At 72.6% G+C, this 2,107-nt stretch carries 5 protein-coding genes; 3 read left to right on the forward strand and 2 right to left on the reverse strand.

The window, feature by feature from the left end; genetic code table 11:
* A partial coding sequence (locus AC1DP0_RS21245; RefSeq protein WP_478088461.1) for a hypothetical protein occupies positions 1-263 on the reverse strand: 263 nt, incomplete at its 3' end.
* On the opposite strand from AC1DP0_RS21245, the gene dtd reads away from it, so the two are divergent.
* The 3 genes from dtd (at position 156) to AC1DP0_RS21260 (ending at position 1,489) form a co-directional block, all read left to right on the forward strand.
* Positions 156-581 carry a D-aminoacyl-tRNA deacylase gene (gene dtd, locus AC1DP0_RS21250; protein WP_478088450.1) on the forward strand — a complete coding sequence of 142 codons (426 nt, stop codon included), beginning with the start codon at positions 156-158 and terminating at the stop codon, positions 579-581. The two genes, AC1DP0_RS21245 and dtd, sit on opposite strands and share 108 nt — an antisense overlap.
* Before the next feature lie 63 nt (positions 582-644).
* The gene (locus AC1DP0_RS21255; protein ID WP_478088452.1) at positions 645-965 is read left to right on the forward strand and encodes a DUF2516 family protein; all 321 of its coding nucleotides are present in this window, start codon (positions 645-647) and stop codon (positions 963-965) included.
* Between the two features lie 77 nt (positions 966-1,042).
* Positions 1,043-1,489 carry a phosphomannose isomerase type II C-terminal cupin domain gene (locus AC1DP0_RS21260; protein WP_478088454.1) on the forward strand — a complete coding sequence of 149 codons (447 nt, stop codon included), beginning with the start codon at positions 1,043-1,045 and terminating at the stop codon, positions 1,487-1,489.
* Positions 1,490-1,567: 78 nt separating this feature from the next.
* On the opposite strand, the gene AC1DP0_RS21265 is transcribed toward AC1DP0_RS21260, so the two are convergent.
* The coding region (locus AC1DP0_RS21265) for a class I SAM-dependent methyltransferase (RefSeq protein ID WP_478088458.1) at positions 1,568-2,107 on the reverse strand (540 nt) is incomplete at its 5' end.

A 2,107-nucleotide genomic window follows, 5' to 3' on the forward strand; every position in this document is an offset into this window, starting at 1 on the left:
CCGCCGTGCTGCGCCGCATCGGCGTGGGCAGCGACGACGTCCTCGACGTTCTCGAGCACCAGCCGGTCCTCGGTCACGGGCAGCCCGTCGGCTCCGTCGTCGCCGTCGGCGTCTGAGCCCTCGAGGTCGGGGTCGGTGACGGCGGTGAGGGCGTCGTGAGGGCGGTGCTGCAGCGCGTCACGAGCGCCCGGGTCGAGGTCGAGGGTGAGGTCGTCGGTGCCATCGACCGGCCGGGCCTGCTCGCGCTCGTGGGGGTCACGCACGACGACGGACCGGACCAGGTGGAGCGGATGGCTCGCAGGATCGCCGAGCTGCGGATCCTGCGCGACGAGCAGAGCGTGACCGACGCCGGCGCGCCTGTCCTCGTCGTCAGCCAGTTCACGCTCTACGCCGACACCCGCAAGGGGCGCCGACCGTCGTGGAGCGCGGCTGCGCCGGGCCCGGTGGCCGAGCCGCTCGTCACGGACCTCGTGGCCGCACTCCGGGCGCGAGGCCTCGAGGTCGAGCAGGGCCGGTTCGGCGCGATGATGCAGGTCTCGCTCGTCAACGACGGCCCCGTGACGCTCGTCGTCGACGCCTGAACCCATCGGGGCCGGTCGCCGGCTGGGGCGGTTCCGACCGCAAGCGCGGGTTACGCTTCTCGCATGCAGCTGTACGCCGGATACCAGAGCGTCGTCACCCTCGTCATCGGAGTGGTGGCCCTCGGCTGCGAGATCTTCGCCTTCGTCGACGCCCTGCGCCACCCGGAGAACGCCTACGTGGCCGCCAGCAAGCGCACCAAGCGGTTCTGGCTCCTGATCACCGGGGTGGCGCTCCTCTTCGGTTCGATCTCGGTCTTCAACCCGATCGGACTGCTCGGCCTGGCCGCCTTCATGGGTGCCGCCGTCTACCTCGCCGACGTCCGCCCCGCGCTGCGCCAGGTACGAGGCCTCGGGGGCCGGGGCCGCTCGAACAGCGGCTGGTAGGACCCACCGCACACCGCCTGGCGCACCATCGTGGCCCTATGCGGCACACTGGGCTCTCACCGACGATGGGGGACCCCATGACCGACCAGCACCGCGCTGGTGCCACCGTTTCGGCCGTGGCGCCGGGCCAGGGGCCTGCGCACTCGCCCRATGACTACGAGGTCAGCGACCGGAACCCTGCGCAGGACATCTTCGTGGCGGAGCGCCCCTGGGGGCAGTTCCAGCAGTTCGTCTCCAACGAGCAGGTCACCGTCAAGATCATCACCGTGCAGCCCGGTCACCGGCTCTCGCTCCAGCGTCACGACCACCGTGGCGAGATGTGGCAGGTCCTCGACGTGCCGATCGACGTCACGGTGGGGGACCGCACGTGGAGCGCCGAGCCCGGCGAGACGGTCTGGGTGCCGCGCAACTCGATCCACCGGATGGGCAACTCCGGGAGCCGCCCGGGGCGTCTGCTCGAGGTCGGCTTCGGCCACTTCGACGAGGCCGACATCGAGCGCCTCGAGGACGACTACACCCGCTGACGGCGGGAACCCCACCCTCTCGCACCACGCACGAACGCAGGTATGCCGCCCGGCGCGCGCCGGGCGGCATACCTGCGTTCAACGCTCGAGGGGTGCCACGGCCGACCAGTCGACGGTGAGCTCGCCCAGTCGCCACCGGGACGGTCCGTCGAGCAGCGGCCAGCGCTCCCGGACCTCGGCGACGGCGGCCAGGAAGCGCTGGCGAGCACCCCAGGACGACTGCGGTGCGTGTCGGGCCCACGCCCGGTCGAGGTCGGTGAGGAAGGCGTGGATCGGCTCGCCCGGGACGTTGCGGTGGATGAGCGCCTTCGGGAGCCGCTCCGCCACGTCGGAGGGCCGCTCGAGGCCGCCCATCCGCAGGGAGATCGTCAGGCTGACCGGTCCGCGGGCGTCGACGGCGACCCACGCCGCGCGGCGACCGATCTCGTCGCAGGTCCCGTCGACGAGCAGGCCGTCGGGGGCCAGTCGCTCCTGCACCAGGGCCCAGGCAGCCGGCACCTCGTCCTCGGCGTACTGACGCAGCACGTTGAACGCGCGCACGACCAGGGGCCGGGCGCCGGCCTCCAGCGGGATCTCGAAGCCGCCGAGCCGGAAGCTGAGGCCGTCGCGCTCCAGCGG

It is taken from the genome of Terrabacter sp. P5_B1 (genome assembly GCF_056400505.1).